5 protein-coding genes are annotated in these 6,286 nt (G+C 43.1%); all 5 read left to right on the top strand.

Translation table 11 applies throughout. The annotated features are described in order from the left end of the window. Positions 1-288 (top strand): C40 family peptidase (locus OCV61_RS12195; RefSeq protein ID WP_262582920.1); only part of this gene is annotated, 288 nt, incomplete at its 5' end. Between the two features lie 42 nt (positions 289-330). Next, positions 331-633, top strand: a complete 303-nt coding sequence (locus tag OCV61_RS12190) for a DUF4315 family protein (RefSeq protein ID WP_008688068.1) — start codon at positions 331-333, stop codon at positions 631-633. Next, a complete protein-coding gene (locus OCV61_RS12185; protein WP_330377030.1) occupies positions 587-2,011 on the top strand; it encodes a CD1107 family mobile element protein in 1,425 nt (474 codons plus the stop codon). Before OCV61_RS12190 ends, OCV61_RS12185 begins: the two co-directional genes overlap by 47 nt. A 6-nt stretch (positions 2,012-2,017) precedes the next feature. After that, the gene (locus OCV61_RS12180; RefSeq protein ID WP_055057309.1) at positions 2,018-4,090 is read left to right on the top strand and encodes a DNA topoisomerase 3; all 2,073 of its coding nucleotides are present in this window, start codon (positions 2,018-2,020) and stop codon (positions 4,088-4,090) included. 69 nt (positions 4,091-4,159) lie between these two features. Then, on the top strand, positions 4,160-6,286 hold a 2,127-nt coding region (locus tag OCV61_RS12175; protein WP_262582918.1), incomplete at its 3' end, for a thioester domain-containing protein.

The raw sequence follows: 6,286 nt of genomic DNA, 5'->3' as shown, positions 1-6,286 counted from the left end.
GACTGTTCTGGATTTGTAAGTTACTGCCTGACAAACTCTGGTGTAAGGAATACAGGAAGATTGACTGCACAGGGACTGTATGACATCTGCACGCCGGTATCTCAGTCAGAAGCACAGCCGGGAGATCTGATCTTTTTTACAGGCACTTATGATGCAGGAGTTCCGGTAACGCACATTGGAATCTATGTAGGCAATGGTCAGATGATCCATTGCGGTCATCCGGTGCAGTACACGTCCATCAATTCACCATACTGGCAGAGCCATTTCTATGGATTTGGACGATGGTAAGAAAAAAGGGCGGCTGCATCAGCCGTCCGGAAAGGAGAAGCGATGAAAAGTCTTGAAAAAGCAACGGCGGATTATGAGAAAGCCAAGGAAAAAATGGAAGCATCCAAAGCCAGATATGAAGCAGACTTAAAGCGGTTCAAGGCTGCGGAGATTGCAAAAACAGAAGCGGAAAATCTGGAAATTGTAAGAATTATCCGTGCAATGGATATGAGTATTCCGGAATTGGAAGCTTTCAAAAAGAGAATGAAAAATGAACTGCCCGGCAGGGTGGAAATACAGAAGGAGGAAACAAAAGCCGATGATGAATCTGGAAAAAATGAAACAGAAGAAGAGAACAATTACTAAAAGCAGGGTAAAAAAGGGCTTGCTTGCAGCAACGACATTTCTTTGCCTGACAACACCTTTGCTCCAGACACAGACTGCTTATGCAGCTGAGAATACCACACCTGCGATTACGATTGAGAAACCGGATGGCTGGAAACAGGGAGAAACAACCATTGCTGTTACGGTAGATGCCAGCCATATGCCGGAAGGTTTCTCAATAGCAAAGATTGAAGCGAAAGCAGGAAAAGATGGAAGCTGGCAGGATGTAACCGGAAGCGGAAGTATCACGATCACTGGAAATCAGACAGTGTATGTGCGTGTGACAGATGGTGAGGGAAAGGTCTATGAGCAGAATCGCTCTATTAAGTGTTATGACACGGAAAAGCCGACACTTTCTGCTTCTCTGACAGATGGTGTGCTGACGATTCAGGGGAATGATACAGTATCCGGGATTACTGCGGTAACAGTCAATGGCACCACTTATACAGACTTGAAGGATGGAATGCTGAGAGTGCAACTGACACAGAAAGATTTTACTACAAAACAGATTGAGATTACGGTAACAGACGGTGCTGGAAATACTTCTGAAAAGTATGTGTTGCAGAATCCTTACTATGAATGGGCAAAGAAGCAGGCAGAGAAACAGAAAACTTCCAGTGACAGCAATGGTGCAATGGCAACTACGACCAGTGCAGATGCAACGGGAACTGAGAAAACAACGACTTCTCCGCTTCCGCAGGATGCACAGGCTTCTGAGCCGACAGATGCAAAAGGGACCGTGGATGATCGGACAGTAACAGGTATTGAGAAACAGCTTAATAAAGAAGGCGAGACGGCAGAATCCGTTACAAAAACAGCTACGGAAGGAACAAAAGAGTTTTATACCATTTCAACAAAGAGTGGTAAGATTTTCTATCTGATTATTGATAATTCAAAATCTCAGGATAATGTGTATTTCCTTACCGAAGTCAGTGAGAAAGATCTGATGAACTTCACACTTTCTAATTCAGTGACACTTCCGGAAGTAGATACTGTTTATGCAGAACCAGAGAAAAAAGCAGAGGAAGAAAAACCGGAAACGACAGAGTCATCCGAGAAATATAAGGTAGAGGATGACATCCAGATGCCGGAAGATAAAAGTTCATTTGGAACGTATCTTTTGATCGTACTGGTTGCAGTCGGAGCTGCGGCAGGAGGATATTACTTCAAAGTCTATAAACCAAAGCATGAATATGATGACGAGGATGAGATGGAAGAGGATGAAGATGAATCCGAAGATTCAGAGTCAGAAAAACGGGAAGTAGACGATGCAGATGAGCAGGAAGAAAGTGCAGAACCGGAAATCCTGAGAGATGAAGATTTCAATGATGATGTACTGGAAGATGAAGAAGAGGAGTAGGAGTAAATGAAATTAGTGATTGCAGAAAAGCCATCGGTTGCGATGGCACTGGCTTCGGTACTGGGAGCCAGAACAAGAAAAGATGGCTACGTGGAGGGAAACGGTTATATCGTTTCCTGGTGCATAGGACATCTAGTTGGATTATGCGATGCATCGGAATACGATGAAAAATATAAAAAATGGAGATATGAAGATCTGCCGATTGTGCCGGAATGCTGGAGACACAAGGTTTTGGATGGAACAAAGAAGCAGTACGGAATCTTGAAAAAACTGATGAGAGATTCCAATGTAGATGAAGTGATCTGTGCTACTGATGCAGGACGTGAAGGAGAGTTAATCTTTCGCCTGGTGTATGAGCAGGCAGGATGCAAAAAGCCGATGAAGCGGCTCTGGATTTCTTCCATGGAAGAACAGGCAATTAAAGATGGATTTGCGTCATTAAAAGACGGTTCGTGTTATGACAGTCTCTATCAGTCAGCACTTTGCAGGGCAAAGGCAGACTGGCTGGTGGGAATCAATGCGAGCCGTCTTTTTTCCGTTCTGTATAACCAGAATCTGAAAGTTGGAAGAGTACAGACACCAACACTTGCCATGATCGTGGATCGAAATCAGAAGATCAAGGAATTTACCAAAGAAAAATATTATATGGCTCATATCAAGTTTGATGATATGGATGCGGTTACAGAGCATTTTCAGAAAAAAGAGGATGCAGATAAAGTGGCTGCGGACTGCCTGGAGCGGATGTGCGAAGTGGAAAAGGATGATGTGAAAGAGAAGACGGTACGCCCTCCAAAACTCTATGATCTGACCACTCTTCAGAGGGAAGCAAACAGAATGTTTGGCTATACCGCACAGCAGACATTGGATGCCGTGCAGGAGATGTATGAGCAGAAGCTTGTCACTTATCCGAGAACAGACAGCCAGTATCTGACAGATGAGATGGAAGAAAGCACAGAAACTCTGATTCAGATGTTACTTGGGAAAATGCCTTATGTTGAAGGTCTGGAATATCAGCCAGACGTGAGTAAGGTATTAAATTCAAAGAAAGTATCTGATCACCATGCGATTATCCCGACTATGGAAGTAGCCAAAGCAGATATTGGTGAACTGAAAGAACGAAACCGTAAGATTTTGTATCTGATCAGTGCCAGGGTACTGACGGCAACCGCAGATCCTTATATTTATGAGAGCCATAAATGTCAGATTACCTGTAATTATCATACGTTTTATCTCACGGCAAAGAAAACAAAGCAGGAAGGATTCAAGGCGATCGAAAATAAATGGAAACAGTTCTTTGGCGTAAAGATTGAGAAAGAAGAGCCGGAGCTGGATATCTGGGCAGGCAAGCATTACGGCCCTTGTGATTCTTTTGTATCGGAGCATTTTACACAGCCACCGAAACAATACACAGAAGATACCCTGCTTTCTGCAATGGAACGTGCAGGGAATGAAGAACTGACCGGAGATACAGAAAAGAAAGGACTTGGCACACCGGCAACAAGGGCAGCAATCATTGAAAAACTGATTCAGTCTGGCTTTGTGAAAAGGGAAAAGAAAAATCTGGTGCCGACAGATGATGGCAATGTACTGATTACGGTTCTGCCGGATGAGATTAAATCTCCGAAGATGACAGCAGAGTGGGAAATGGCATTGAATCACATTGCCCAGAATACAGAGACCGCAGATGAATTTCTAAATGGGATTACAGAGCTGATGCAGGAACTGGTTGCCAGATATCAGGGTATTTCAGAAGAAAAGAAAGGGCAGTTTCAGGGAAAAGCAAAAGGAGAAGTCATTGGCAAATGTCCCCGCTGTGGAGCAGATGTCAGGGAAGGAAAAGTAAACTTTTACTGTTCTGACCGGAACTGTGCTTTTACCTTGTGGAAGAATGATAAATTCCTTGCAAGCCAGGGGAAAAAGATGGATAAGGCGGCAGCAAAGAAGTTCCTGGCTAAAGGAAAAATCCATTATAAGGATCTGGTATCCAAAAAAACAGGGCGACAGTATGAAGCAACTGTGGAAATGGTTGATCCCGGCGAGGGGAATGTGCAGTTCAATCTGATTTTCCCACAACGATAAGTAGTGTATTGCAGGCAGTCTAAGGACTGTCTGTTTTCATACAAATATTATGAAAGAGAGGACCTTAGCATGAAGAAAAAAGGTAATTTTAGGAAAGTAGTATCTGGATTGCTGGCAGGCATGACAATGCTTAGTACAGTGTTATCTCCGATGACTGCATATGCAGCGGAGATTCAGCCAGAGAAAAAACCTCCACTTTATGAGGATGTGAAAGATTTTCTGGATGAAGATGAAGTGGTGACTGCCAAAGATTATGAAATTGAAACAGGCAGTGTATTTGATGTGAAATCAGACTACACAGGACTGGAAATCAAGGATGATGACAAGGTTAAAGTCACATTTGAGGAAGCAAAGAACGACAAGGATGAGGATTTTACGACAGATCATGCGGACACTTACAAAGCGGTCTATTATGTGGAACCGGTAAATCAGGAGCATCCGAAGTATCAGATCAGCCGAAAGTTGATTGTGCGTGAGAAAGAAACAGAAACGCAGACAGAAACTGCAGGGAGTGAAGCAGTAACCGAATCCGAAACAGCTGGCAGTGAACAGCAGACAGAGGAAGCGGAGGAGTCAGAATCAGACTCGGAAATTACCGATATTGATGCTGATGAATTTGATGATTTAGTAGAGCAGGCACAGAATCAGGATACCTATGATGAAGAATCAGGGTTAGAGCTTCACGATGTTTTGGAACAGGCAGGAGACAAAGGTGTGGATCTTGATTCTATGGAAGAGGGAGAGATTGCAACATTTGAAGCAGTTTCGGCTTATTCAGCAAGAAGCACACAGCAGGTAACAATTGAAAAAGGACCACTGTATAGATATGCAGATTATAATCTTGGAACCTATCTGACAGAGCCGTACTATATCAGCTACGGAAGCGTCAGAGCAATTGCGTATTGTGTACAGCCAGCTAAGCCAGGGCCTGGATCTGGAAATTATACAATTACAAAGATTGGAGACAATCACGCGTTAGCAAAAGTGTGTTATTACGGTACAGATGCCGCAGGAAGCGAAAGTTTTTTCGCGAATAAACACACAGATTTTTCAGAAGGAAAAAGATTCATCATTATTCACATGGCTGCATCTTATGCCAATGGAAGCAGTGATGCGTTCTATGGAACAAATGCTACAGGCGAGGCTTTGGCAAAAGAACTCTATAATTATTGTGTGAATAAGCCGGAAATACCAGATGTAGCGATGTCATTTTCCAAACCGAATGTAAAAGCTTATGTAGATGGAAATGTTCAGAGAACGGAGAACATTCAGTTCAACGCATCTTCCCAGCAGAAAATTACAATGGACTTACCAAAGGGAGTAAAGTTTCATAATGTATCTACTGGAAATGTAAGTGCGGCAGGTGCAAGCGTAACAATTGGAGGAGGAACCACGTTTTATCTCTCGGCTCCTCTGACACAGACAAAAGATGTAAGTGCTACTTTTTCTGCAAAGATGAAGGGAAGTATTACAAAAGATTATTCAGCATATAAACTGACTACGAATGCAAGTGTTCAGGATCTGGCATTTGTGTTTGGAGAAGGTGTCGCTGATGAAAAATATGTAAGCTTAAAGGTGTCCTGGATTGAACAGGCTACGATCGAAATCGTAAAGAAAGACGATACAGCGGATGTTAATCTTGCAGGTGCAGTATTCGGTGTATACAGCGATGAGGCTTGTACAAAGCTGCTCACTCAGATGCCGGCAACAGATAAGAATGGAAAATCTTCTGTTACGATCATCAAGACACAGGATACCGTTTATCTGAAAGAGATCACAGCACCACAGGGATATGTAGTAAATGCAACGGCAACAAATGTAAAACTGGTAGCAAGTAAGACTTCCTCTGTGACTGTAGAAAATAAAGAACAGCTTGCAGAGCTTACCATTTACAAAGAAGGACAGGTGCTTTCCGGAGCAGATGTCAGTGAAAATGGAACGGTATTTCAGTATGAAAACCGCAGACAGAAAAATGCAGTGTATAACGTGTATGCCGGGGCAGATATCGTAACTGCTTATGGCACAAAAGTGTACAGCAAAGGAGACCTGGTAAAAGAAAATCTGACAACAGGTGAGAATGGTTCTGTTACACTGAAGAACCTGCATCTTGGAAGCTATGTGGTGAAAGAAGCAAAAGCACCGGACAATTTCTATAACGGCAGCGAAGAAAAGTCAGTGACTCTGACTTATGCCGGA

It is taken from the genome of Blautia ammoniilytica (assembly GCF_025566965.1).
Lineage (GTDB): Bacteria > Bacillota > Clostridia > Lachnospirales > Lachnospiraceae > Blautia_A > Blautia_A ammoniilytica.
This window is presented reverse-complemented; position numbering and strand designations above follow the sequence as displayed.

Excerpts from the sequence above, each read along its gene's own strand:
- OCV61_RS12190 (WP_008688068.1), top strand. The coding sequence starts at position 331 with ATGAAAAGTCTTGAAAAAGCAACGGCGGATTATGAGAAAGCCAAGGAA.
- OCV61_RS12185 (WP_330377030.1), top strand. The coding sequence starts at position 587 with ATGATGAATCTGGAAAAAATGAAACAGAAGAAGAGAACAATTACTAAA.
- OCV61_RS12180 (WP_055057309.1), top strand. The coding sequence starts at position 2,018 with ATGAAATTAGTGATTGCAGAAAAGCCATCGGTTGCGATGGCACTGGCT.